Source organism: Acinetobacter sp. AOR18_HL, assembly GCF_027855145.1.
Taxonomy (GTDB): Bacteria; Pseudomonadota; Gammaproteobacteria; order Pseudomonadales; family Moraxellaceae; genus Acinetobacter; species Acinetobacter pittii.
On record NZ_JAKTIG010000045.1, the window covers coordinates 94,808 to 118,536 of the forward strand.

The window sequence follows — 23,729 nt, forward strand, 5'->3', positions numbered from 1 at the left end:
TATTTAACTCTTTTTTGCAGATGTAGGTAAAATTAACGCATCAAGCTGTTGTAATTGTGGATCATTGGCATGCTTTTGTTTCAGTTGTTGTAACACTGCGCTAAATTGCGTGAGTGACCCTTGCATATACAAAGCTTTAGCATAACGAATACCAATATTTATATTATGGCTAAGTTCATACGCTTTGCCTAAGGCTTCCGCCGCAGCTTCATAATCATTCTGTAAAAATGCAATATAACCTAGCGTATCAAGAATTGAAGCCTGTTCAGGCGCATATTCTAATGCTTGCTCTGCATACTGACGTGCTTCTTTTAAACGACGGTTTTGCAGTGCCAGTGTATAAGCATATGCATTTAGATACGTTGGGCTGTTGGGCTCAAGTTGTAATAATTGTTTTAAGGTTTTGTCCAGCTTGTCACGGTCCGTATATGGATCAAGTAATAAAACTTCCGCGTAAATTAGTTCTGGGTCGTCGGGTAGGTTTTTAATTGCTTCATCTAATAGATTTAGTGCAGCTTTTTTATTGCCCATTTTCTTTAAGATTTCAGCTTGGGCTTGATATAAGAAGCTTGCATGTTGAGGATAATTTACTCGTTCTTGAGTAAGGAACCGTAAAGCATCGTGTAAATTTTCTTGTTTATCATATATTGCGATCAAGTTTCGTCTAGATACCACATATAAACTGCCATCAACTAAACGATAGTATGCTTTTGCAGTTTCATAATGCTGTTTACGCTCCGCATTAATAGCTAAGTAGTAATACGCTTCATTTTGATATTTTGCCGAGTTTCGTAGGTCAACAAGATATTGTTCTGCTTTGTCATATTGCTTTAAATCAATACTTGTTAAGCCTGCAATAAATAAGGCTTCTTCAGCTTTAGGGTTGGTTTCTATAATCTTTTCAAGTTTTTCTAACGCAAGCTGAGATTGGTTAATTTGTATGAGATAGCGGATTTCAGCTAATCGAATATCTAAATTTTTCTTATTTTTACGACTCGACTTTGCATACCATTTAAGCGCACCTTCTTGATCGCTGAGAGCAATAAGTAAGTTTGCTTTCATTAAAATAAAGCTCGTTACTTTAGGACGTCGACGTAATGCTTTGTTAATGTTGGTTAGCGCAGTTTGTAATTGGCCATTTTGAGCTTCTAAATTGGCGATGAGTGCCAAAATAGAAGGATTGTCTTTTTCTGCGCTAGAACGTAAAGCTGTTAATAGTACTTCTCGATCTTGCGCATTTTCTGGAGCAATGCTAGCTAAAATTTGTTCTAAATCGGCAGTGGGATCTATCTTTAAAATTTTATCTAATGTCTCAGCAGCAAGCTGATATTCGTGCGTTTTTAAAGCAATGTGTGACAAATAAAATAAAGCTGGTACATCTTTAGGTTCTTGAGCTACCCAGTGTGTAGCAATATTTAACGCAGCTTGTAAATCATTATATTCAAGTGCAACGTCTAAAGCTCTCTGCTTAATTGATGTAGAGTTGCTTTTAATTGCGAGCACTGTGTAATTATGCAAAGCGTTTGGAATATCGTCATAAGCTAGAGCAAATTCAGCGACCATCGTTTGCTCTAGTGCCTGATCAAATGAATGCACGGCATAGGTCTCTTGCACAGGACGTGCATAGACATACGAGGACATGCTACCTAACAACAAGAATGTGGTAGAATACTGTCTTATCGAAGCACCGTTAAAATTAATACGGCTATTCATTTGACGCAATTTTTATTGATCCAAAGTAATGCTTTTTATGACACCGATGTTGCACAATAGCATAAATTTAGCGAAATGATGATCTGATATGTCTTTCTTTGCATTGGGTGTCAACCATCAAACAGCTTCTGTAGAACTCCGCGAACAAATTGCTTTCAATGCAGAGCGATTAAGTCGTTTGCTTGCCGAACAACGCCATCACCAAAACTTAAAGGATTTGGTGGTCGTCTCGACCTGTAACCGTACAGAAGTTTATGCCATGGCAGAAAACGCCGAAAGCCTTCTAAAATGGTTAGCCGATGCCAATAATATTGATGTAAAGCAGTTAATTCATCATGTTTATCGTTACGAGAATACGCAGGCGATTACACATTTAATGCGAGTGGCGAGTGGTCTAGACTCTCTCATGCTTGGTGAGCCACAAATTTTAGGGCAGGTTAAAAGTGCTTTGGCATTGTCTAAAGAAGCTCAAACAGTCTCTCCTGAATTAAATAGTGTTTTTGAATACGCTTTCTATGCAGCTAAACGGGTACGTTCCGAAACAGCGGTGGGTAGTCATGCTGTTTCAATGGGTTATGCGGTTGCACAACTGGCTTTACAGGTTTTTAGTAAGCCTGAAAAACTTACCGTAATGGTTGTTGCTGCGGGTGAAATGAATAGCTTGGTTGCTAAGCATTTGGCTGAAATGGGTGTCGCGAAGATTATTATTTGTAATCGTAGCCGTGAGCGTGCTGACCAGCTGGCTCAGGAGATTGCACATCAGGTTGAAGTTGAAATTATTGAGTTTTCAGCATTACCAGAAAATTTATATCGTGCTGATGTCGTGTCGAGCTGTACTGGAAGTTTATACCAAGTTATTGCTTATTCTGATGTTAAGGCCGCATTAAAAAAACGCCGCTACCAACAAATGTTAATGGTTGATTTGGCGGTACCACGTGATATAGATCCTAAAGTTGAAGCACTTGATGGGGTCTATTTATATGGTGTTGATGATTTACAAAGTGTGATTGATGAGAACCTTGCACAACGTCGTCAGGCGGCTGTTGAAGCAGAGGTAATGGTTAATCAATTAGCTACTCAGCTTATTACGCATCAAAAAGTTAAAGAGGCGGGTAGTACAATTCATGCTTACCGCCAGCACAGTGAAGAGATTAGTCAACAAGAGCTTACACATGCGTTAGAAGCTTTGCATCATGGTGAGAGTGCCGAACAGGTATTACAGCATTTTGCACACCGTTTGACGCAAAAACTTATGCATCCTACATCGATATTATTACGTGAAGCTGCTAAAGCAGAAAATCCTGATTATTTTGAATGGTTACAACAGCATTTACAGGATGTATTTGATCATGAGCGTAAGCCAAAACATTAAGACAACAGTTTCAAGCTAATTTGTTTGGTTAATTCATTCAATTGTTGTCTTAGATTTCTTGATTCAATTAAAGAAATCGGTGATTTCAGCTTCTGACGTAAATATCTTTCTTGCAGACTTAATGAATATTCTTTAGCTAACTTGTCAGCTACTTCAGGAGCCTGTGTTAATGCCTGAATATTTGTTCTTTGCATAATATCGGCGATTTCATGGCAGTAACTACTACACGCACCAAGCACATAATAAGTTGCCAACTCTTGATCATCTGGTAAATCATCAAAAATACGGTTTAAGATTGCCAGTACTTTGGCTAATAATTCATCTTGGTGAATATAAGCCCGTAATCCTTCAAAATGAATATAAAGAAAAGGATGATGCATTAAAATTGCAATCGCAAAGTCTTCATCTTTTGTATGGATGTTAAATGAGAGCGAGGCATCGTGGCTGATTTGTGGGGTAAAACGTTTACCTAGTCCGAGTTTTTCACGGAAAGATTGAGTAAGTAAGTAACGGAAAGAACCTTGTTTTGGCAATAACTCGGTGAGTTCTCTGAGTTCTCCCATGACTAAGCTTTTCCCTTCAGGCGTACTGATATCATGTTGACCTGTTAAGTGCGCAAACACGAAATCGGACAGAAGAGGGGCTTGTTGTAATAGTTTTTGGAAATTCTCGAGTCCTTCTCGACGGATGAGAGAGTCGGGGTCGTGATCATTGGGTAGAACAAAAAATTTGAGTTCACGACCATCATTAAGAAGTGGTAAAGCAATTTCTAAAGTTCTGCGTGCTGCTTTTTGACCAGCAGCATCACCATCAAAAGCAATGGTAATGCGGCTATTTTGTTTAAATAAAATATTAAGGTGTTCAGTATTACTTGCAGTCCCTAAGGTTGCTACAGCTCCTGTAATGCCATATTGTTGAAGCGCAATGACATCCATATAGCCTTCAACCATTAACCAATCGCTAGATTTCAGCTTTCTACCTTCATAAAGTCCGTAAAGTAGCTGATTTTTATGAAAGACTTCTGAATCTGGCGAGTTAATATATTTGGGCTTGATTTCATCATTTAAGGCACGCCCACCAAAACCAACCACTCGGCCTTTAGGGTCGCGAATTGGGAAAATGACGCGGTCACGTAACAAATCAAAATCACGCCCATTATCACTTGAGCGGATAAGTCCGAGTTGTTTTAAACCGTCAATATCATAAGGAAAAGCTTTTTCTAGGTGTTGCCAGTCTTCTGGAGCATAGCCTAAGCGCCAAAACTGAATCGTCTGATTGGTTAGTCCACGCTGTTTAAAGTAATTTTTGGCTTTTTGACTATGAGGTAATTGTTGTTCATAGAACTGAGCAACATTTTCCAGTAAGTCATATAAATTACCTTCTTGAACGGGTTCATCAAAGCTAAATGGCTGTTCGAACTGAGCAAAAGGGTCATCAAAAAAAACGGGTTCAAGTGTGTTGTAGCTTTCATCCGATGGCTGCTGTGGAATGACAGGCTCTGCTGCATTTGTTTTAGTAACGGGTGGCTTTGTAACCTGACGGGTATAAGATAGTTTTTTATTTTCAGTATTATCTTTAGGTAATTCAATTCCGGTACTGCTCGATAATTCTTTCATTACCTCAATAAAGTTTCGGTTATCAATATCCATAAGAAAACGGATTGCATTTCCGTTGGCCTGACAACCAAAGCAGTGATAATACTGCTTGTCACGGTAGACATGGAATGATGGCGTTTTTTCTTGATGAAAAGGGCAACAGCCAGAATATGTACGTCCGGTTTTTTTCAATTTCACACGCTGACCAATCAGATCGACAATATCTGTGCGATCTAGAATTTGATCAATCGTATGTTGTGGAATTGCCATAATTCAGATAACCGTATTAAAACTTGATGAGACAGTGAGTCAGAATATTCTGACATGATGAATCGAGATATGCCCAATAAATATTTTAATATTTTATAAAAACAAACAGGCAAGTGATATCACTTGCCTGTTTGTTGATGTTTTTTAAAGCTTAAACTTATTGAGCAGCGTCATCTGCACCTTGTGCTGCCTCATCTGATTGAACATCAGTTGAAGCTTCAGTAGAGGTTACAGCTGGTGCAACAGTTGTATTTTCTGCTGCTTGTGACTCAGGTTTGTCTAATAAACCGAAGCTTAAACGGTTTGTCCAACTACGTTCAGACTTAGGAGCTTCAACAGGTGTTTGTTCTGGTGCTTCAGTTTCTTCTTTATCTGAATTACCAATTAAACCAAAACTAACACGGTTGAGGAAACCACGTTTTGGAGCTTCTGCTTCAGTTGTGCTCTCTGGCGTTGCAGCAGTCGATTCACGACCGAAGATACCTAAAGTTGCACGGTTGATCCAGTTACCTTCTTTACGAGCAGCACGCATGTTAACTGTGCCGTCTTTTTTCACAAGGCTTGGATAATTAAGCTTTAAAACTTCAATATATTGTTGCGAAGTAGCTTTATCACCTAACTTGTCATAGCTATATGCCAAAGTAGCTAAAGCTTCTGGAATTTGAGGTGTTTGTGGATAGTGTTCAATCACCCATTGCGAACGTTCTGCAGCGGCGATCCAAGCTTTACGTTTAACGTTGAAGCGGGCAGCAGTCATTTCATTTTCGGCAAGTTCTTGCCCAATGAATTTCATACGCTGAGCAGCATCGACAGAATATTGGCTACTTGGGAAACGACGAATTAAATCAACAAAGTTTTGATACGCAACTTTTAAATAACTCACATCACGATGTGACTGTTGCAAAGAAGTATAACGCATCAAACTGTCGTAGTTTTGCTCCATATTGGCAACAGCACGAACATAATAAGCATAATCCACATTTGGATGTTGAGGATTTAAACGAATAAAACGTTCTGCTAAGGCAATGGCGCCTTCATAATCTTTTTGTTTAAATTTCGAATATAGAAGTTCAAGTTGTGCTTGTTGAGCGTATTGTCCAGTCGGATAATAAGTATCGATTGCCTCTAAAGACTTGGTCGCATCAAGATATTGACCACGGTCAAGCGACTTTTGGGCCTTTTCGAAGTAAGCTTGTTCACTAGATTGAGGGCCAGTATCGACCACTTCTTTTTTACTTGGATTGCTGCTACAGCCCACAAATGCAGACGCTACGCCTAAAGATAAGGCAAGCATCGTAATTTTATAACGTGGTAGCGACATAAAAACTCCTCTGTTATGTTGGGCAATGAGCTACAATTGCGCTATTAAACCACTTTTATCTCAATGATCAAATGACTTCAGCACAATCTTCAAACACAAACTTCTCTGAAACCGACTTCAATTTACTTGAAGATTCTGAGGATGCAGATAACCATACTTCTGATACAACTGCAACACGTTTATCGTTGCAAGTTCAGCTAGATGAAACCTATCTGGGACAACGTATCGATCAGGTAGCAGCTTTGGTGTGGAGCGAGTTTTCGCGTGAAAAGCTCAAGCAATGGTTGAAGGATGGCCATCTGTTGGTGAATGGTAACATTGTCAAGCCTAAGCACCGTTGTGAAGGAACAGAGCTACTTACGCTTGAAGTAGAGCTCGAAGCCCAGACGACGAGTCAACCTGAAAATATTCCACTTAATATTGTCTATGAAGACGATGATATTTTAGTCATTAATAAGCCAGTAGGCATGGTGGTACATCCAGGAGCAGGCAATAGTTCTGGAACTTTAGTGAATGCTTTGCTTTACCATTTCCCAAAATTGGCAGAACTTTCGCGCGCTGGTTTAGTACACCGTATTGATAAAGATACCAGCGGTTTACTGGTTGTTGCTAAAAGCCTAGAAGCTCAATTTTCTTTAAGTAAACAGTTGGCAAATAAAACGGTTTACCGTGTATATGATTTGGTTGTTTATGGAAATATTATTGCTGGCGGTACGATTGATGAACCAATCAAACGCCACCCAGTTGACCGTGTGAAAATGGCAATTTTACCGGGTGGACGAGATGCAGTAACTCACTACAATGTAAAAGAACGTTTTAAAGATTTTACCCGTGTACAAGCTCGTCTTGAAACAGGACGAACACATCAGATCCGTGTGCATTTTAGTTATATTGGTTATGGCTTGATTGGCGATCAGGTTTATATGAACCGTGTACGTGTGCCAGCTGGTGCATCTGAGTTGCTCATTGAAACTTTACGTGGTTTTAAACGTCAGGCATTGCACGCAGCGAAATTGGGCTTGAAACACCCTCGTACTGGTGAAGAAATGCTGTTTGAAGCGCCGTGGCCTGAAGATTTTACACATTTAGTGAATGTGTTGCGTTCAGAAAACGCTGCATATTAAGGACGTGCATATGGAATTTGTTCAAGGTTTACCTCAAGGCGTATTTGTAGGGCAGACACGTGTTCAACATCCTTTGGCATTACCAACGGATCAACTTGAATTATCTGGCTTTAATTTGGCTTTACATGTCAAAGATGAGGCACAACGTGTTCAACAGCATCGAATGATATTGTTAGATGAGTTTGCGAAATTTGGTGTTAAAAAAATGACATGGATGACTCAAACGCATAGTACGATTTGCCATACTGTAAATGAACAAACTCCTTTTAAAGCTTTAATTGGCGATGGTTTGGTCACCCAAACAAAAGGCCATGCTTTAATGATGATGACGGCTGATTGCTTACCTGTCGTGTTGGGAAATGCTGAAGGCAGTGAAGTTGCTAATTTGCATGCCGGTTGGCGTGGTTTAGCAGGTGGCATTATTGAAAATACAGTTACGGCTATGCAAAATCCTCCAACTTGGGCATGGTTAGGAGCTGCAATCAGTCAACCTTGTTTTGAAATTGGGGCCGAAGTAAAAACTGCTTTTTGTGATAAATATCCAGAGTTGGAAACAGCTTTTGTTGAGGGCGTGGCTCCAAATAAATTTCATGCAGACTTATATGCCATTGCTCGTTTTATTTTGCAAAGTCTAGGTGTACAGCAAGTCTTAGGTGGAGATCAATGTTCTTATCAACAGGGTGATGAGTATTTTTCTTATCGTCGTGATGCGAAGACAGGACGTATGGCTACGTTTGTTTTTATGTAAGTTTTGATAACTTCCTTAAATGACTCTCTTATTTTATATTTATTAAAAATAGGAGAGTTTTTTATTTAATTTGAAAATATTTCTATAGTATGTACTAGTGAAAACCTTATATTTCATATTTATAGATGAAGGTTTAGCAAGTGTTAATAAAATGATAAAATAGAAAAAATCGCTCAAAATTTTAATCTTATGTCTTTGCCTGAAAAACATCTCTCTATTGTCTACCACAGTCCATATGGTCATACCGCGAAGGTAGCTTCCGCTATTGCTGCTGGGGCAGAGGTGATGGGTGTAAAAGTACATTTAATGAATATTGAACATATTGATTGGGATGCGCTTGATGCATCGCATGGTATTATTTTTGGTTCGCCTACTTATATGGGAAGTATGACTGCCGACTTTAAAAAGTTTATGGACAGTACTTCTAAACGTTGGAAAGAGCGTTTGTGGCAAGGCAAACTTGCAGCTGGCTTTGCAAACTCAGGTGGTCTAAGCGGCGATAAATTAGCGGTATTACAACAATTAAATATTTTTGCGATGCAACATGGCATGCTTTGGTCAGGTTTACCTTTAATGACGACTGGGCATAGTGAAAAAGATTTAAATCGATTATCGAGTTGTTTAGGTTTAATGACGCAGTCAGATAATGCACCTGTTGAAATTACTCCTCCACAAGGTGATTTAGATACAGCTAAATGGTTTGGCGAATATATTGCTGGACTCTTATATAGATTAAATTAATAAATTCCGCGATATAAAAAAGCCTCTAAAAAGAGGCTTTTTATTTAATTACTTATGAAATATACGAGCTTTATCACGCTGCCAATCGCGATCTTTTTCAGTCGCACGTTTGTCGTGAAGCTGTTTACCTTTCACAAGCGCGATTTCAAGTTTAACCAAGTGACCTTTCCAGTAACATGCTAAAGGAACACATGAGTAACCTTTTTGGTTAACTGAACCTGTTAGCTTTTCTAGTTCTCGGCGTGATAATAATAATTTACGTGTACGTGTAGCTTCAGGTACTACATGAGTAGATGCTGAAAGGAGCGGTTGAATTTGTGCACCAAATAAAAACGCTTCACCATTCTTAAAAATGACATAACTTTCTGTCAAACTCATGCGACCAGCACGTAAAGACTTTACTTCCCAGCCGAGTAAAGACATACCAGCTTCAAATTTTTCTTCGATAAAATAATCATGGCGGGCACGTTTGTTTTGTGCGATGGTTCCACCATTATGTTTTTTCACTACTGTTGCTTTCGCCATAATTCAAACTTCCACAATTGCCCCTATTGTGCCGTAAACTGATGCTAAGGTGAAGTTTTTCCTGCACGTCAATATTTCGCCTCATGTATAACTTTTGCTAAAATAGGTTCACAATACAATTAGAGTACTAGCGGATGTCTAAAACGCGTGTAATTTATCCTGGAACATTTGACCCCATCACGAATGGACACGTTGATTTAGTTACTAGAGCATCAAGAATGTTTGATGAGGTTGTAGTAGCAATTGCAATTGGACATCATAAAAACCCTTTGTTCAGTCTAGAAGAGAGAGTTGAACTGGCCCAAACATCACTCAGCCATTTATCAAATGTTGAATTTGTCGGCTTTGATGGGTTGCTAGTTAATTTTTTCAAAGAGCAGAAGGCAACAGCAGTACTTCGTGGTTTAAGAGCAGTTTCTGATTTTGAATATGAATTTCAACTTGCCAATATGAACCGTCAACTTGACCCACATTTTGAAGCAGTATTTTTAACGCCATCTGAGCAGTATTCATTTATTTCTTCGACATTGATTCGGGAAATTGCTCGTTTAAAAGGGGATGTAACCAAGTTTGTTCCGCAAGCTGTGGTTGAGGCCTTTGAACGTAAACATCAACAAGGTTGGTAAAGTGTCGTTATATATCACCGATGAATGCATAAACTGTGATGTTTGTGAACCAGTTTGCCCAAATGAAGCTATTTTCATGGGTGAAGTGATTTATGAAATTCATCCGGATTTATGCACTGAATGCGTTGGTCATCATGACCAACCGCAATGTCAGTTATTTTGTCCAGTGGACTGTATTCCTAAAGATCCGCAGCATGTGGAGACGGAAGATGAGCTATTCGACAAATACAAAAAATTAATTGCTCAAAAAAGCACAAGCAATTAGTAAATAAATTTGTTAATATGCGCCCCTGAAGTGAGCTGGATGGTCGCTGCTGTGGAGGTCTTCGTGACTGAAGCAGGGGAGGAAAGTCCGGGCTTCATAGGGCAGGGTGCCAGGTAACGCCTGGGCGGTGAAAGCCGACGGAAAGTGCAGCAGAGAGTAGACCGCCTCATTCGTGAGGTAAGGGTGAAAGGGTGCGGTAAGAGCGCACCGCGTGTCTGGTAACAGTTCACGGCATGGTAAACCCCACCAGAAGCAAGACCAAATAGGAATCCTGAGGTACGGCCCGTACTGGATTCGGGTAGGTCGCTTGAGCGTATGAGTGATTGTGCGCCTAGAGGAATGACCATCCTCGACAGAACCCGGCTTATAGGCTCACTTCACCTCATTTTATTTAAAATTTTTCTTGACGTGCGTTAAAGAAGTTAAGATAATGCGCGCACAGTTTTCGGCTATGTAGCTCAGTTGGTTAGAGCACCGCACTCATAATGCGGGGGTCACAAGTTCAAGTCTCGTCATAGCCACCATTTTATAGACCACGCTCCTGCGTGGTCTTTTTTTATGCTCATTTTTTGATTAAACACAGTTTGTAAAGACCGACTTTATAGTTATGGCATTGTTTGTCTAGATCAATTTCTTCATGTTCTTATAACACTTAACAAGGATGTTGAAGACATGAAAAGGTCATTATTATTTTTAGGAATTTTAAGTTTAACGGCGGGAGTAGAGGCTTCTGCGGCTGATCTAAGTTGGGGAGATCCAACTTTAGATTCTGGTCAGTTTAAAATTTCTGGCGCAGTACGTTCCCGCTATTTGCATAAAGATTATGTAGTTGATGCAAATGAAGGTTCTCAAAATGATGATTGGCGATTAACTGATATTAAATTAGTGCTAGGTTATGAAAATCCAGATTGGATTGCAGGTGCGGATGCCCGTTGTTATCAATATGATCGCTTGTGTGATGCGATTTTTCTAAAAAAAGCTTGGGGAGGTTATAAATTATCTGATCAGCAGAGAATCACGGCAGGTTTACAACCCGTTGATTTTGGCTTTGGCGAATTTTGGGGAAGTAGCTATTACGAAACTCTTTTAAATACTGTCGGTTTAGAAGATATCGATAATCTGGGGATTAAATATAAATTTGCAGATGATAAATATAATTTGACCCTAGGATTCTATCCCACTGATGGCGGAAATTATAAGGGAACTTCAAAGGACTCAAGCAGATACAGTGGTAACTTTGTGGAAGCTGATGATTTAACCACAGGTACTAATATCGAAGAAAAGAATATGTGGATTGCTCGAGGATCTAGAAAATTTGAACTTGATAAAGCTCAAAAATTTTCGACCGAGTTAGGTGGTTCAGTTTGGTACTCTGATTTAGAAAATAAAAGAACAGACGAAGATGGACACCGCAAGTCATGGAACGTTTTTGCTCAAACACAATATCAAGCATGGCAATGGATGTTCTTAGCGGGCAAGCAAGATGTCACGAATGGCGACGATTTATTCCCTAATAGTTCAACGATTGGTGCGTTCGACTATCCATATCAAGTTGCTAATAAAGGCAAATATCTGGTCAATGAAATCAACTATACCTTTGCTCAGCCATTTCACAAACTTGAAAATATTAAACCTTATATCTCTCATAGCCGCTTCTTTAAAGATGAGAATGGTTATAAAGACTCTGAACGCTTAATTGCAGGGGTTTATTTTAATTACAAAGCCATTGGTATTCAGGGTGAATACATTATGAGTAAAAATGATCCAATGGTTGGTGGTGGGGCTGATGGCCTTGCACAAGGTAGCAGTAATGATTGGGATAAATTATTTTATCTTTCAATCGGATATTATTTTTAAAATTTAAAAGCGATTTATTGCCCTAAGTGAATACACTTCACTTAGGGCTTTTTTATAGAAAGACTTTTTCAGGTGGTGGATCTCGTTTGAAGGCTGGTGAAATGAGTTGTCCACGACTTAGGTTTTGTACATGCTGTAAACGATTGAGCAATTCGTTTTGAATAAACAAAATACAGGTTTGCAATTTAGATGAGCTTTTGAGTCGTGATGGATAAACTGCCCAAACATCTGCATCTTGCCAATATTCGGGCAAAATGTGTTGGAGTTGACCTGTAATTAATTCATCTGCAACATCCCAAATTGATCGGAAAATAATCCCGTGGCCTTCTATGGCAAGTTGATGAATAATTTCGCCGTTATTCGAAACAAAACGTGGTTTGATATGCACTGAGACATCTTCAGAAGCATGCCTAAATTTCCATAACACAGATGATTGATCGCGTTCACTAATTGTCAAACAATCATGTGTTTGCAAATCTTCAATGCTGTCTGGTACGCCGTGTTTAAGTAAATAACTCGGCGCCGCACATAAAATCCGAAAATTGGAAGCTAACTTCTTCGCAATCATGTTTGGTGCAATTTCATTACCAATTCTGATGTCTAAATCAATACTGTGTTGAATCAGGTCTTTGGTATTGTCGATGGTATCAAAATGAATCTGAAGTTTTGGATAAAGCATCATTAATTTAGACAGAATTGGTGCAATATGCTTTCTGCCAAAACCAAAGCTACTAATAATATCCATACGACCGGTAGGCGTACTGAGTGGGTTATTTACCAGTTCACAGACTTCATCAAATTCTTCAAGAATATTTGAAACTCTCTCAAGGATGAGTTTGCCATCTTCCGTCAGGCTAACATGACGTGTACTGCGATGAAAAAGTTTGCAGCTTAACGTGTTTTCTAAAATATTAATTCGCTTGCTAATAAAAGCTGGCGATGTCCCAAGTTCCTCAGCAGATTCGACAAAACTTTTTAGTTTGGCGACTGTGCAAAAAACCTTTAAATCCGATAGGTTAGGTAGATTGTTCACGATCCGTGTCCATTGGAGTGATAGTTCTGTTGTTGATCATTTTTGCTTAAAACATCATGTTTAAGCCATACAAGGATATTAGTCGAAGGTGTGAAGGAAGCTTATGGCAAAAAGATATAAAGTTGCCACGATTGCAGGCGATGGCATTGGTTTAGAAGTTCTACCAGAAGGCATTAAGGTTGTAAAGGCAGCAGCAGAGAAGCATGGTATTGAGCTTCAGTTAGATGCTTTCGATTGGGCAAGCTGCGATTACTACCTTGAGCACGGCAAAATGATGCCAGATGACTGGTTTGAAACTTTGCAGGGCTATGATGCAATTTATTTTGGCGCTGTAGGCTGGCCAGATAAAGTACCTGACCATATTTCACTATGGGGTTCGCTGCTCCAGTTCCGTCGCGGTTTTGACCAATATGTGAATTTACGTCCAGTGCGCTTAATGCCGGGTGTTAAATGTCCCCTAGTAGGTAAAAAACCGGGCGATATCGACTTCTACGTGGTCCGTGAAAACAGTGAAGGAGAATACTCAGCCATTGGTGGTAAGGCTTTTGAAGGAACAGATCGAGAGTTTGTTTTACAAGAAGCTGTATTTACACGTCATGGTGTAGATCGCATTTTGCGTTATGCATTTGAGTTTGCAAATCAGCGTGACGCGAAAAAAATTACAGCAGCGACCAAGTCTAATGGTATTGCGGTCAGCATGCCCTATTGGGATGAACGTGTGGATGCGATGGCAAAACAATATCCACAAATTCAGGCCGATAAACAGCACGTTGATATTTTAGCAGCTCGTTTTGTTTTACAACCTGAACGCTTTGATGTGGTTGTAGCATCAAATTTATTTGGTGATATTCTTTCCGATTTAGGCCCGGCATGTACAGGAACTATTGGTTTAGCTGCTTCGGCAAATTTAAACCCAGAAAGAAAATTCCCCTCATTGTTTGAACCTGTACATGGTTCGGCACCAGATATTTACGGTAAACAAATTGCCAACCCAATCGCTGCGATTTGGTCAGGTGCCATGATGTTCGAATTCTTTGGCGAAGATGATGAACGCTGCATTCAAGCAGGTCAGGACATTATGCAGGCGATTGAGAATGTATTAATTAATGGGCCAAAGACAGCCGATATCGGCGGTCAGGCAAAAACTTATGAGGTAGGAGATGCAATTGCATCATGTGTAGCCCAAATTAAAATGGACGTGTTCGCTATGGAATAACGCCATCCAAAAATGGATGTATGGATATGGATAATCAAAACACAAAAATTTATACGGATAAAGTTCTTGCCGTAACCAGTTTACTGTTTGTATTTATTTCAGTTGCTGGTTTGGCGATTTATTCGCAAGAGTCGATAAAGATTGCTGCAACATGGATGCAGTGGACGACATCGGTATTTACCACCCCAGTATTACTGTTTGCTTTTTTAGCTATTATTTTTACTTTTGGTCTAGCTTTTAGTAAATACGGCAAAATCAAACTAGGTGAAGGAAAGCCTCAATACACCACGATGTCATGGATTTTTATGTTCATCTTGTCGGGTATCGGGTCTTCTACATTGTACTGGGGCTTTCTGGACTGGGCTTATTATTATCAAACTCCGGGTTTGAGCTTACCGCCTGAGTCAGCAGAAGCATTGAAATATAGCGTGGCTTACTCGTTTTTTCACTCAGGTTTAAGTGCATGGGCAATTTATGCTTTGGCATCAATTTCTTTGTGCTACAGCTACCATGTTAGAAAAAACAAAGGCTTAAGTTTGGCTTCTGTGATTGAAGCTGTGACAGGCTTTAAATCAACTGGCGTGGTTGGACGTTTAGTCGATCTTATGTTCTTGCTTTGCATGTTTGGTGCATTGACGATTTCATTAGTACTCACTGCCGTGACATTTACCAATATTTTGTCTCAGCTCACGGGTATTCCAAATACCTTTATGACCAAGGTCATCATTATTTTGGGTGTTTCGGTTCTATTCGCACTAAGTTCGTATGTAGGTATGGACAAGGGCATGCAACGTTTAAGTCACATGGTGTGCTTAGGTGTGGTGTTATTTGCGATTTATGTACTTTGTTTTGGTCCAACGCAATTCATTTTGAATAACTCATTAATGAGTTTCGGGTTAATGGCAACCAACTTTGTTGATATGAGTCTGTTTACCGACCCAATGGGCGATGGCAAGTTTACTCGTGAATGGACTGTTTTCTACTGGTTATGGTGGATTTCATATGCACCGGGTGTGGCACTGTTTGTAACACGTGTTTCTAAAGGTCGTACTATTAAAGAAGTGATCTTTGCCATGGTGATTGGTGGCAGTGTTGGTCTTTGGTTCATCTTTGGTGTGTTTGAAAACTACAGTGTTTATAGCTTTATTCATGGGGCTGTAAATGTACCGCAAATCTTAAGCCAACAGGGTGGTGAGGTTGCAATTGGTCAATTGCTCAGCCTATTACCTGCTGGAAAGCTGATGATGTGGATTTTCCTCGGCATTATGGTGGTGTTCTTGGCAGCACATATGGATGCGGTTGGGTATGCGGTTTCAGCAACATGTACACGCGGTTTAAGTGAAGGGCAAGATCCATCGCCAAACGCACGTCTGTTCTGGTGTGTCATGCTGACTTTGGTTCCAATTGCCATGATCTTTAGTAAGGCACCTTTAGACACAATGAAAACAGCAACTATTGTGACGGCTTTACCATTCATTGTGATTATTCTGATTCAAACCTATGGTTTAGTGAAATGGTTGATTCAGGATTATGCCAAAGTCCCATCACATTTAATTGAGCAACAAGGTTATGATGATGTGGAAATTGGTTTAAACCAGACTCAAGATGAACATGCAAAACGGATGCAGCTTGAGCTTGCAAGCTCAATCAAACTGGACAGAAAAACCAGCTAGAGGGAACGGTAATGACTACATGTGAACAGACCACGTATGTTTTAAGTGAAGAAATGCAAAGCCTTGTGTATTGGAGCAGCATTTATTCACCAGCAGATGCAGATATTGACTCAGTCCGCGCGGCCTATGACGCGATGTGTCGACACTACACTTTGCCTCGTGATGGCAAGATCGAAGTAGAAGACCGAGTTGTTGCAAATGCAGAGCATCCTGTACCTGTTCGCATCTATTCACCAAAAACTAAACGACCTGAAGCTGGTTGGCCATGTGTGTTGTATTTACATGGTGGCGGTTGGATGGTCGGTGGACTCGATTCACATGAGTTTATTACCAGTTATTTATGTCAGGACCTAAATGCAGTTGTCATTGGTGTGGATTACCGCATGGCACCAGAGCATCGCTTTCCAGCAGCTTTTGAAGATTGTTTAGCAGTTTATCAATGGCTTAAACAACATGGTTCTGACTGGCAGATTGATAGTGAAAATATCGTTCTAGCAGGCGATAGCGCAGGCGGTAACTTAGCAGCAGCCCTTGCAGTGCATCTACAGCATAGTGGTTTACAAGCTCAAGGTCTGGCTTTGGTTTATCCGTGTTTAACTACAGCACTTGATACACCAGCCGCACAAAAGCATGCCCATGCGCCGTTACTCACAACGGAAGATATGCATTTTTATTTAAAGGAGTATGCACCGAATTCACAAGATTGGCAGGATTTACGTCTAGCACCTTTATTGGCAACTGATTTTTCAGATATGCCTACAAGTTTTGTGGCGGTTGCAGAATATGACCCTTTAAGTGATGACGGTTATTTCCTTACCCAAAAATTGGAACAAGTAGGTATCCCTAACGAGTTCCATTTAGGCAAAGGTTTATTACATGGCAGTTTACGTCTGATGCGTGACTGTCCTGAAGTTCAACAGTTATATCAAAACATGCTGAGTGCGATACGTCGCATGTTTGGCAGTGTCGAAAAGATATGAATTTAATATCGAGTCATTTGGACGAAAAGAATTTAATGGAGTAATAACATGAGTGCAGTTGAAAAATTACCTGAAGATTTTTGCGCAAACCCAGATGTTGCATGGACTTTCCCTAAAGTTTTCTATACTTCATCGCAAGTATTTGAGCATGAGAAAGAAGCAATCTTTGCTAAAAGCTGGATTTGTGTTGCACATGGCAGTGAATTGGCACAACCGAATGACTATATTACCCGTAAAGTAATTGGTGAAAATATTGTCATCATTCGTGGTAAAGATAGCGTTTTACGTGCGTTTTATAATGTGTGTCCACATCGTGGTCACGAGCTTTTAAGTGGCAGTGGTAAAGCAAAAAATGTAATTACTTGCCCATATCATGCTTGGACTTTTAAGCTAGACGGTAGCTTAGCCTTGGCGCGTAACTGTGACCATGTCGAATCTTTTGACAAAGAAAATTCAAGCATGGTGCCTTTAAAAGTTGAGGAATATGCAGGCTTTGTTTTCATTAATATGGATGAAAATGCGACTTGTGTAGAAGACCAACTTCCGGAATTTGCTGAGCGTTTAAATCAAGCATGTAGCGTAATTAAAGATTTGAAACTGGCAGCACGTTTTGTGACAGAAACTCCAGCAAACTGGAAAGTGATTGTTGATAACTATCTAGAGTGCTATCACTGTGGACCAGCGCATCCTGGTTTTGCTGACTCCGTACAAGTTGATAAATATTGGCATACCACACATCAGAACTGGACATTGCAATATGGCTTTGCTCGCTCATCTGAGAAGTCATTTAAGCTTGATCCATCAGTAACAGATCCTGAATTTCACGGTTTCTGGACTTGGCCTTGCACGATGTTCAATGTACCACCGGGCAGCAATTTCATGACTGTGATCTATGAGTTCCCAGTAGATGCAGAAACGACTTTGCAGCATTACGATATTTACTTCACGAACGAAGAACTCACTCAAGATCAGAAAGACTTAATTGAGTGGTATCGCAATGTATTCCGTCCTGAAGATTTGAACTTGGTCGAAAGCGTACAACGTGGTTTGAAATCACGTGGTTATCGTGGTCAAGGTCGTATTATGACCGACAAGCAACGCTCTGGTATCAGTGAGCATGGTATTGCTTACTTCCAGCATTTAGTGGCGCAGCATCACAAATAAAACAAATGGATTTATTCAGGTGTAAAGATGACTTACACCTGATTCTTCAGTTAGGAAGATAATATGTCGAGTTTACAAAGCACAGAATTATTTCAGCAACAAGCCTATATTAACGGACAATGGCTAGCTGCACAGTCCAATGCATCGGTTCCAGTGACTAACCCAGCAACAGGCGAAGAAATTGGCACAATTCCAAATATGGGAGCGGCTGAAGCTACACAAGCAGTTAAAGCTGCTTATACTGCTTTGCAAAGCTGGAAGGCTTTGACCGCTCAAAACCGTGCAGATATTTTATTAGCTTGGTACAAACTAGTTCTCGATCATACCGATGAACTTGCTTTAATTATGACTATTGAACAAGGAAAACCTCTGGCAGAAGCGAAAGGTGAGGTGCGTTATGCTGCATCATTTATTCAATGGTTTGCCGAAGAAGGCAAGCGTATTTATGGTGATGTGATTCCAACCGTCAATAACCAGCAGCGCTTTATTATCAGTAAAGAACCTGTGGGTGTGGTGGCTGCGATTACGCCGTGGAATTTCCCAATCGCCATGATTACCCGTAAAGCAGCACCGGCTTTAGCAGCTGGATGTACGGTCGTGATTAAGCCAGCGAATGAAACGCCTTATTGTGCTTTAGCGATTGCGAAGCTTGCAGAAAAAGCAGGTATTCCAGCGGGTGTGATTAACGTCGTTACTGGTAAGTCTCAAGAAATTGGCTCGGTATTTACTTCACATGAAAAAGTGAAAAAATTGACCTTCACTGGCTCAACTCCAGTGGGACGCCTACTGATGCAGCAGTGCTCAAGTACCATTAAAAAATTAGCGCTTGAGTTGGGCGGAAATGCTCCTCTGATTGTGTTTGATGACGCCGATTTAGATAAAGCTGTACAAGGTGCGATTTTTGCCAAGTTCCGTAATGCAGGCCAGACCTGTGTTTGTGCTAACCGCATTTATGTACACGACAATATTTATCAAGCTTTTGCCGAGAAGTTTGTACAAGAAGTACAAAAGTTTAAAGTTGGTAATGGGCTTGAAGATGGCGTGCAAATTGGCCCATTAATTAATGAAAAAGCAGTGTTAAAAGCACAGCAGTTGATTGATGATGCAGTGAGCAAAGGCGCTAAGGTGGCTTGCGGTGGTAAGCAGCATGCTTTAGGACAAACCTTTTATGAGCCATCGGTTCTAACGAACGTAGACCGTACAATGGAAATTGTCCAAGAAGAAATTTTTGGTCCAGTTGCGCCGCTTATTCGCTTTACAGATGAAGCAGACGTCGTTTCTCAAGCAAATGACACGATCTTTGGTTTGGCTGCTTATGTGTATAGTGAAAATATTTCACGTTTATGGCGAGTATCAGAACAGCTTGAATATGGAATGGTCGGTATGAATGCCACAGCAATTTCAAATGAAGTTGTACCATTTGGTGGTGTGAAACAATCAGGTGTTGGGCGTGAAGGCTCAAAGTATGGTCTTGAAGAATTCATGACCATTAAATACATGTGTTTAGGGCTTTAAGGATAAGCCCTAACAACAAGAATATGTGGTAAAAGAAGGATTCTAATATGGCTAGTCATTATGAAATGTTCCCAGCGGTTGTTACTCATGTGGAGCAACTAACCCCTTTAATCAAACGGTTTACGTTCAAACGTCAAGATGGGCAGAACTTTCCTCGATTTAGTGGGGGAAGCCATATTATTGTCAAAATGAATGAACAGCTTTCAAATGCATATTCATTGATGAGTTGTACACAAGACCTATCGACTTACCAAGTCTGCGTTCGTAAAGATGTGGAAGGTAAGGGTGGTTCAGTGTTTATGCATGATCAATGCAATGAAGGCTGTGAAATTCAGATTTCAGAACCAAAAAATTTATTTCCATTAGCCGAAACAGGGAATAAACATATTTTAATTGCAGGTGGAATTGGCATTACACCATTCTTGCCTCAAATGGATGAGCTTGCAGCACGCGGTGCAGATTTTGAGCTACATTATGCTTATCGCTCGCCTGAACATGCGGCTTTGTTAGATGAGTTAAAGCAGAAACATGCAGAACATGTATTTAGCTATGTTGACTCAGAAGGTTGCTCATTGAAGCTGGATGAACTGATTTCATCACAACCTAAAGGCACACATGTGTATGTTTGTGGACCGAAACCCATGATTGATGCTGTGATTGATTGCTGTAATAAGCACCGTTACCGCGATGAATACATTCACTGGGAACAATTTGCCTCAACAGTTCCTGAAGATGGTGAAGCATTTACAGTGGTACTTGCCAAATCTAATCAAGAAATTGAAGTACAAAGTAATCAGACGATTTTACAAGCTATTGAAACATTAAATATTGATGTGGAATGTCTATGCCGAGAAGGGGTTTGTGGTACATGTGAAACTGCTATTTTAGAAGGCGAAGCAGATCACTTTGATCAATACTTAAGTGATGCAGAAAAGGCTTCACAGAAGAGCATGATGATTTGTGTGTCGAGAGCTAAAGGTAAAAAACTAGTATTAGATCTTTAATATATTTCTGTGGCCGATCAATTGTTTAAAGCAAAAAATGCTAAAAAAAGAACAAATAATGATGATCTGAATCTTATTTGTTCAATTGATGGGCATTAAGGGTTTTTACCTATTGACCTGCTATACAGAACTATAGATAATGCGCACACAGTTTACGGCTATGTAGCTCAGTTGGTTAGAGCACCGCACTCATAATGCGGGGGTCACAAGTTCAAGTCTCGTCATAGCCACCATTTTAAAAACCACGCTCCTGCGTGGTTTCTTTTTATCTATTTTTTACTCATTAAAATGTTTTTCAATCATATCGAGTGTTTTTGAGCTTTGATAAAAAGGAGCTAAAAGCGCTTGAAGTAATGGTTCTAAAATACCGTGTTCATTAAAGGCATCCATAACCTTCGGATAAAAACGTAAAGCTTCTGTTTGTAAGTCGCTTTCGGTTAATCCAATCTCACTTAATACTTCAAATAAACTCTGATCTTTATAAAAGTCATAAAAAACTTCGACACCATACAAAATCAGATCTTGCATAAATTGCGATTGGCGTAATTCTTTCCAGTATTCGTAAATTAAAACAAAGAACTCTTCTACATCGAGAGGAGTGAGCTGTTTCATAAATTCATACATTTTTTTATGTCTAATATCTTCCCAAACATGACGTACTAGACTTTCTAAATCTTCACTCGATAAAAGACTTAATTCTGTAAGTTGCTCATGAATAAAACTGGCAATCCAAGTTTCAAGTTTATGCTCGAGGCGTTGTTGTTGTAAAAAAGAGAATTTTTTGAGCTTATGTTGCCATTCAAAATGGTAGTCATCTACTCTAGATGCAGTTAGAAGTTTTGGTAATTTTTGTTCTAGAGTCGAGGTTGCAATATATTGGCAAAGCTGTTGTACAGAAGGGCTAGTTCTTAAAAACTGATTAAGATAATGAGGAATATGTTCCATTTCTAAAAATTTAGAAAGCCACATTTCAAATTGGTGGTCAGAGACCAAGTCTTGTAACTGAATTGGAGACTTCATAGCAGATAAATAAATACGCTGCGCGATTTCCCCAATAAACTCAAGTAAACCAGCACCTAGCTGCATTTTAAAAGCATAGCGTTTCACAACGGCTTGTAGTTGCTCTAAATCAACAACTTCATGTAGCTTGATTTCGTCAGCATGTTGCATAAACAACTGAATGAACTGCTGGAAATAAATAGGTGAGTTTTCTATAGATAATTGTTTTTTGAAAAATTCCACCTGCTCAAGCAAAAGTGCTTGAGCAAGTGCTGTAGTTTTTGATGAGTTTTTCTGCTCAGTCATTCGCTGTCCAACCGTTGACAATCGGATAACGTCGTTCGCGACTAAATGCACGAGAGGTAATTCTCGGGCCAATCGCACCTTGACGACGTTTGTACTCATTACGATCAACTAAACGGATGACTTTTTCAACAACTTCTTTATCAAAACCTTTGGCAATAATGTCGGCCTGACCTAAATCTTCTTCAATGTATGCGTAAAGGATGGCATCCAATACATCATATGCTGGTAAAGAGTCTTGGTCTTTTTGATCTGGGCGAAGTTCTGCTGAAGGTGGGCGGGTAATCACACGCTCAGGAATCACAGGGGTTTCGCTTAAGCTGTTACGGTATTTTGCTAATTCAAATACGATAGTTTTATAAACATCTTTTAGAACCGCAAAGCCACCAACCATATCGCCATAAAGCGTACAGTAGCCAACTGAAAGTTCAGATTTATTCCCTGTAGCAAGGACTAAATTACCAAACTTGTTTGATAAACCCATAAGCAATGTGCCACGAGCACGCGCTTGTAAATTTTCTTCAGTTGCATCAGCTGGTGAATTACCAAAGAAAGGATACAGGGTTTGCATGAAGCTATTTACGATTGAGTGAATTTCAGCAATACCGAAAGTCACACCCATACGGCGAGCTTGTTCAGCCGCATCTTCTACACTAATTTGAGAAGTGTAAGTATAAGGCATCATTACAGCTTGCACTTTTTCTGCACCGATTGCATCAACAGCAATCGCAAGTGTAAGGGCAGAGTCGATACCACCAGAAAGACCCAGAATCACACCTGGGAAGCCTGAGCGCTCTACATAGTCACGAGTTGCCATGACTAAACCTTGATAGATTTCTGCAAATGTTTCTAATGCAGGAGCAGATTCAGTGACTTTATATAACTTTGTATCACGGTCAAATTCAGCAATATAAATGTCTTCTTTAAAGCTCGGTGCTTGTAAAGCAATCTCACCATTTTGATTACTGACAAAACTTGTACCATCAAAAATTAAATCGTCTTGTCCGCCCACTTGGTTAACGTAAACAATATTTAGATGAAGTTGTTTTGCAAGTTCACTTAAGGTCTGTATACGGTGTTGTGGTTTGCCGACTTCATATGGTGATGAGTTGAGTACAAGAACTGTATCAACATTTAATTGGCTCAACTGTTTGACCGTATTAATTGACCAGATATCTTCACAAATTAATACACCAAATTTATGTCCAAGATATTCAAACACCAAATGCTGATGGCCTTTTTGGAAATAGCGTTTTTCATCAAAGACGCCATAGTTTGGTAAATTGTGTTTGTTAAAAACACCCAAAACTTGACCGTCTTTCATGACAGCAGCAGAATTATAACGTTGACCATCTTCTGTCTGGTTTACAAATCCGAAAACCATAACAATATCTTTAACTTCGGCAAGTTGTGCAAAAGCCTTTTGCATACGTTTATTTAAATTTGGACGTAACAATAGATCTTCAGCTGGATAACCAATAACAGAAAGCTCGGGAAAAATAATCAGGTCAGCGTCTTGTTTTTTCGCCTGATTTACTTGCTCAATCATCTTTTGGGTGTTTGAGTCAATATTGCCAATATGCGGAGAAAACTGAGCAAGGGCAACTTTAAAACTTTTCATTCAAACCTAATCCTAGATCATAACGAATATAGATACACACAATGTTGATTTTTATGAATATAAT

General features: G+C 39.7%; 20 protein-coding genes, 2 tRNA genes and 1 other RNA gene. 16 read left to right on the plus strand and 7 right to left on the minus strand.

What is annotated here, in order from left to right:
- Nucleotides 1-3: 3 nt before the first annotated feature.
- Nucleotides 4-1,713, minus strand: a complete 1,710-nt coding sequence (locus tag MKL51_RS12375) for a tetratricopeptide repeat protein (protein ID WP_025468422.1) — start codon at nucleotides 1,711-1,713, stop codon at nucleotides 4-6.
- 88 nt (nucleotides 1,714-1,801) lie between these two features.
- Here MKL51_RS12375 and hemA point away from each other — a divergent pair, with 88 nt between their 5' ends.
- Nucleotides 1,802-3,085: a glutamyl-tRNA reductase gene (hemA, locus tag MKL51_RS12380; protein ID WP_017481322.1), complete on the plus strand. Its 1,284-nt coding sequence runs from the start codon at nucleotides 1,802-1,804 to the stop codon at nucleotides 3,083-3,085.
- Here the strand turns inward: hemA and MKL51_RS12385 are convergent.
- Both MKL51_RS12385 and MKL51_RS12390 read right to left on the minus strand, forming a co-directional pair.
- Nucleotides 3,082-4,950, minus strand: a complete 1,869-nt coding sequence (locus tag MKL51_RS12385; RefSeq protein ID WP_017481323.1) for a DNA primase — start codon at nucleotides 4,948-4,950, stop codon at nucleotides 3,082-3,084. The two genes, hemA and MKL51_RS12385, sit on opposite strands and share 4 nt — an antisense overlap.
- A 157-nt stretch (nucleotides 4,951-5,107) precedes the next feature.
- On the minus strand, nucleotides 5,108-6,271 hold the full coding sequence (locus MKL51_RS12390; RefSeq protein ID WP_017481324.1) for an outer membrane protein assembly factor BamD: 1,164 nt from the start codon (nucleotides 6,269-6,271) through the stop codon (nucleotides 5,108-5,110).
- A gap of 71 nt (nucleotides 6,272-6,342) precedes the next feature.
- Between MKL51_RS12390 and rluD the strand changes: the two genes are divergently transcribed.
- The 3 genes from rluD to MKL51_RS12405 all read left to right on the plus strand — a co-directional run bounded on the left by rluD (nucleotide 6,343) and on the right by MKL51_RS12405 (nucleotide 8,884).
- Entirely contained in the window at nucleotides 6,343-7,395 is a 1,053-nt protein-coding gene (gene rluD / locus MKL51_RS12395) for a 23S rRNA pseudouridine(1911/1915/1917) synthase RluD (protein ID WP_005075271.1), read from the plus strand.
- Nucleotides 7,396-7,405: 10 nt separating this feature from the next.
- Nucleotides 7,406-8,143 carry a peptidoglycan editing factor PgeF gene (pgeF, locus tag MKL51_RS12400; protein WP_017481325.1) on the plus strand — a complete coding sequence of 246 codons (738 nt, stop codon included), beginning with the start codon at nucleotides 7,406-7,408 and terminating at the stop codon, nucleotides 8,141-8,143.
- 189 nt (nucleotides 8,144-8,332) lie between these two features.
- The gene (locus MKL51_RS12405; RefSeq protein ID WP_005075275.1) at nucleotides 8,333-8,884 is read left to right on the plus strand and encodes a flavodoxin family protein; all 552 of its coding nucleotides are present in this window, start codon (nucleotides 8,333-8,335) and stop codon (nucleotides 8,882-8,884) included.
- 48 nt (nucleotides 8,885-8,932) lie between these two features.
- Here MKL51_RS12405 and smpB read toward each other — a convergent pair whose 3' ends face one another.
- Entirely contained in the window at nucleotides 8,933-9,409 is a 477-nt protein-coding gene (gene smpB / locus MKL51_RS12410; RefSeq protein WP_002120348.1) for an SsrA-binding protein SmpB, read from the minus strand.
- A gap of 134 nt (nucleotides 9,410-9,543) precedes the next feature.
- Here smpB and coaD point away from each other — a divergent pair, with 134 nt between their 5' ends.
- The 5 genes from coaD to MKL51_RS12435 all read left to right on the plus strand — a co-directional run bounded on the left by coaD (nucleotide 9,544) and on the right by MKL51_RS12435 (nucleotide 12,157).
- Complete coding sequence (gene coaD / locus MKL51_RS12415; protein ID WP_005070938.1) at nucleotides 9,544-10,035, plus strand: pantetheine-phosphate adenylyltransferase; 492 nt, start codon at nucleotides 9,544-9,546, stop codon at nucleotides 10,033-10,035.
- A gap of 1 nt (nucleotide 10,036) precedes the next feature.
- Entirely contained in the window at nucleotides 10,037-10,300 is a 264-nt protein-coding gene (locus tag MKL51_RS12420; RefSeq protein ID WP_005070936.1) for a YfhL family 4Fe-4S dicluster ferredoxin, read from the plus strand.
- A 27-nt stretch (nucleotides 10,301-10,327) separates the two neighbouring features.
- An RNA gene (rnpB, locus tag MKL51_RS12425) (RNase P RNA component class A) lies at nucleotides 10,328-10,683 on the plus strand.
- Between the two features lie 64 nt (nucleotides 10,684-10,747).
- Nucleotides 10,748-10,824: transfer RNA gene (locus tag MKL51_RS12430), tRNA-Met, on the plus strand.
- A gap of 148 nt (nucleotides 10,825-10,972) precedes the next feature.
- Entirely contained in the window at nucleotides 10,973-12,157 is a 1,185-nt protein-coding gene (locus MKL51_RS12435) for a hypothetical protein (RefSeq protein WP_017481326.1), read from the plus strand.
- 52 nt (nucleotides 12,158-12,209) lie between these two features.
- Here MKL51_RS12435 and MKL51_RS12440 read toward each other — a convergent pair whose 3' ends face one another.
- Nucleotides 12,210-13,190: a LysR family transcriptional regulator gene (locus MKL51_RS12440; protein ID WP_005803192.1), complete on the minus strand. Its 981-nt coding sequence runs from the start codon at nucleotides 13,188-13,190 to the stop codon at nucleotides 12,210-12,212.
- 103 nt (nucleotides 13,191-13,293) lie between these two features.
- Between MKL51_RS12440 and MKL51_RS12445 the strand changes: the two genes are divergently transcribed.
- The 7 genes from MKL51_RS12445 (at nucleotide 13,294) to MKL51_RS12475 (ending at nucleotide 20,975) form a co-directional block, all read left to right on the plus strand.
- Complete coding sequence (locus MKL51_RS12445; protein WP_005803190.1) at nucleotides 13,294-14,406, plus strand: tartrate dehydrogenase; 1,113 nt, start codon at nucleotides 13,294-13,296, stop codon at nucleotides 14,404-14,406.
- 20 nt (nucleotides 14,407-14,426) lie between these two features.
- Nucleotides 14,427-16,079, plus strand: a complete 1,653-nt coding sequence (locus MKL51_RS12450) for a BCCT family carnitine transporter (RefSeq protein ID WP_023187688.1) — start codon at nucleotides 14,427-14,429, stop codon at nucleotides 16,077-16,079.
- 11 nt (nucleotides 16,080-16,090) lie between these two features.
- Nucleotides 16,091-17,059 (plus strand): alpha/beta hydrolase, encoded by a 969-nt coding sequence (locus MKL51_RS12455; RefSeq protein ID WP_005803187.1) that lies wholly within the window; start codon nucleotides 16,091-16,093, stop codon nucleotides 17,057-17,059.
- A 48-nt stretch (nucleotides 17,060-17,107) separates the two neighbouring features.
- Nucleotides 17,108-18,223: a carnitine monooxygenase subunit alpha gene (gene cntA, locus MKL51_RS12460; RefSeq protein ID WP_002120432.1), complete on the plus strand. Its 1,116-nt coding sequence runs from the start codon at nucleotides 17,108-17,110 to the stop codon at nucleotides 18,221-18,223.
- Between the two features lie 63 nt (nucleotides 18,224-18,286).
- The gene (locus tag MKL51_RS12465) at nucleotides 18,287-19,738 is read left to right on the plus strand and encodes an NAD-dependent succinate-semialdehyde dehydrogenase (RefSeq protein ID WP_005803184.1); all 1,452 of its coding nucleotides are present in this window, start codon (nucleotides 18,287-18,289) and stop codon (nucleotides 19,736-19,738) included.
- Between the two features lie 47 nt (nucleotides 19,739-19,785).
- The gene (cntB, locus tag MKL51_RS12470; protein WP_005803183.1) at nucleotides 19,786-20,742 is read left to right on the plus strand and encodes a carnitine monooxygenase, reductase subunit CntB; all 957 of its coding nucleotides are present in this window, start codon (nucleotides 19,786-19,788) and stop codon (nucleotides 20,740-20,742) included.
- Between the two features lie 156 nt (nucleotides 20,743-20,898).
- Nucleotides 20,899-20,975, plus strand: a tRNA-Met gene (locus tag MKL51_RS12475).
- Nucleotides 20,976-21,018: 43 nt separating this feature from the next.
- Here the strand turns inward: MKL51_RS12475 and MKL51_RS12480 are convergent.
- Together MKL51_RS12480 and MKL51_RS12485 are read right to left on the minus strand one after the other, a co-directional pair.
- Nucleotides 21,019-22,047 carry a hypothetical protein gene (locus MKL51_RS12480; protein WP_005803180.1) on the minus strand — a complete coding sequence of 343 codons (1,029 nt, stop codon included), beginning with the start codon at nucleotides 22,045-22,047 and terminating at the stop codon, nucleotides 21,019-21,021.
- Complete coding sequence (locus MKL51_RS12485) at nucleotides 22,040-23,665, minus strand: NAD+ synthase (protein WP_005803179.1); 1,626 nt, start codon at nucleotides 23,663-23,665, stop codon at nucleotides 22,040-22,042. Before MKL51_RS12485 ends, MKL51_RS12480 begins: the two co-directional genes overlap by 8 nt.
- Between the last annotated feature and the right edge of the window lie 64 nt (nucleotides 23,666-23,729).

Bases quoted from the DNA above. Each gene is read 5' to 3' on its own strand.
- MKL51_RS12375 (WP_025468422.1), bottom strand. From the start codon at position 1,713: ATGAATAGCCGTATTAATTTTAACGGTGCTTCGATAAGACAGTATTCT.
- hemA (WP_017481322.1), top strand. From the start codon at position 1,802: ATGTCTTTCTTTGCATTGGGTGTCAACCATCAAACAGCTTCTGTAGAA.
- MKL51_RS12385 (WP_017481323.1), bottom strand. From the start codon at position 4,950: ATGGCAATTCCACAACATACGATTGATCAAATTCTAGATCGCACAGAT.
- MKL51_RS12390 (WP_017481324.1), bottom strand. From the start codon at position 6,271: ATGTCGCTACCACGTTATAAAATTACGATGCTTGCCTTATCTTTAGGC.
- rluD (WP_005075271.1), top strand. From the start codon at position 6,343: ATGACTTCAGCACAATCTTCAAACACAAACTTCTCTGAAACCGACTTC.
- pgeF (WP_017481325.1), top strand. From the start codon at position 7,406: ATGGAATTTGTTCAAGGTTTACCTCAAGGCGTATTTGTAGGGCAGACA.
- MKL51_RS12405 (WP_005075275.1), top strand. From the start codon at position 8,333: ATGTCTTTGCCTGAAAAACATCTCTCTATTGTCTACCACAGTCCATAT.
- smpB (WP_002120348.1), bottom strand. From the start codon at position 9,409: ATGGCGAAAGCAACAGTAGTGAAAAAACATAATGGTGGAACCATCGCA.
- coaD (WP_005070938.1), top strand. From the start codon at position 9,544: ATGTCTAAAACGCGTGTAATTTATCCTGGAACATTTGACCCCATCACG.
- MKL51_RS12435 (WP_017481326.1), top strand. From the start codon at position 10,973: ATGAAAAGGTCATTATTATTTTTAGGAATTTTAAGTTTAACGGCGGGA.
- MKL51_RS12445 (WP_005803190.1), top strand. From the start codon at position 13,294: ATGGCAAAAAGATATAAAGTTGCCACGATTGCAGGCGATGGCATTGGT.
- MKL51_RS12450 (WP_023187688.1), top strand. From the start codon at position 14,427: ATGGATATGGATAATCAAAACACAAAAATTTATACGGATAAAGTTCTT.
- MKL51_RS12455 (WP_005803187.1), top strand. From the start codon at position 16,091: ATGACTACATGTGAACAGACCACGTATGTTTTAAGTGAAGAAATGCAA.
- cntA (WP_002120432.1), top strand. From the start codon at position 17,108: ATGAGTGCAGTTGAAAAATTACCTGAAGATTTTTGCGCAAACCCAGAT.
- MKL51_RS12465 (WP_005803184.1), top strand. From the start codon at position 18,287: ATGTCGAGTTTACAAAGCACAGAATTATTTCAGCAACAAGCCTATATT.
- cntB (WP_005803183.1), top strand. From the start codon at position 19,786: ATGGCTAGTCATTATGAAATGTTCCCAGCGGTTGTTACTCATGTGGAG.
- MKL51_RS12480 (WP_005803180.1), bottom strand. From the start codon at position 22,047: ATGACTGAGCAGAAAAACTCATCAAAAACTACAGCACTTGCTCAAGCA.
- MKL51_RS12485 (WP_005803179.1), bottom strand. From the start codon at position 23,665: ATGAAAAGTTTTAAAGTTGCCCTTGCTCAGTTTTCTCCGCATATTGGC.